This window comes from Streptomyces sp. NPDC057010, assembly GCF_042673805.1.
GTDB lineage: Bacteria > Actinomycetota > Actinomycetes > Streptomycetales > Streptomycetaceae > Streptomyces.
In genome coordinates this window covers 1-1,031 of sequence record NZ_JBHUSC010000149.1, presented here as the reverse complement: position 1 = coordinate 1,031, position 1,031 = coordinate 1, and the positions used below count along the sequence as shown (strand labels likewise).

Sequence of the window (1,031 nt, the reverse complement as noted above, 5' to 3'; positions counted from 1 at the left end):
AGTGCGGTACCACTCTTCCGCACACGAGATGGTCGCGATTGAGAGACGGATGAAGTTGCTAGTCAAAAAACACTTATGATTAAATGGGTTATTGACTCGCCTCAAGGCGAGGGTCATCCATGTATGCTAGCTGGGATAGGGGGATATAAGTGGAAGAGCTAATCGCGGCATATATCGCACAATTGTCGGAGAAGGACGGCCGAGAATATAGGGCGCGCGGGGATTTATTGGACGAGGTATATAGATATATCCTGGGCCAGGGTTTTGGTAAAATTTCAATTTCTGTGCTAACGAGAGTAGTCGACCAGTATGTGCGGTTGGCAATACTAGAGGACAGGGCTGCGCGAGTTGGAAGTGGGGAGTATGTATTCAGTGCTGCCGCTGATATCGAAAATATCAAACGAGACTACGACGATAGACGTCGGGGGCTCGTTCATCGGGAAGTCGTGTCACGTTCTGTGCCGGACCGTGGCCCCTCGTTAGAAGAGCGATTGAATATGTTGACCGCACGGAATAATGAGCTTTCTGTGCAAATTGACCGCATGCGAGATTTGTTGAGAATGAAGGGCGGCGTCCTCGCACTCATTCTTGATGATGATTTCCTTTGCACATCCGCGTCCGCTCGAAAGAGTCTATTCGACGCACAAGATTACGCTCTTTAAAACATGGATAAAAACAAATCTCATGCGGGGTTGGCGCTTCTTGCTTATAAGATTGGACCTAATCAGTTCGAGCTTAACAGGAGCTTGACCTATATCAGCATGCGTGACCAAGTCCTCCGGGCGCGGACACTTATTCATACGGCCATTGATGCAGGGCTATTCGAAAAGCAAGCTGAAAATAGTAGTTCGTTTGCTGATGGAGATGTCGACTACGATGTGGTTGTGCTAGGCGCGGGTGTGGGCGGAATTTCTGCAGCGTTGGCCTCTGCTGAGGCTGGTATGCGGACGCTTGTTCTCGATGCGCAGGGGCAGTGCTTTTCGTTGCTCCGCAAAGGCACAGACAGATTGTTGAGCACGACCGTTTATGAT

The 1,031-nt window shown here is 49.8% G+C and carries 1 protein-coding gene; it reads left to right on the top strand.

Features of this window, described 5'->3' with window-relative positions; all coding sequences use genetic code 11:
* Positions 1–665: 665 nt before the first annotated feature.
* Positions 666–1,031 (top strand): FAD-binding protein (locus ACFTXQ_RS36725; RefSeq protein ID WP_382650047.1); only part of this gene is annotated, 366 nt, incomplete at its 3' end.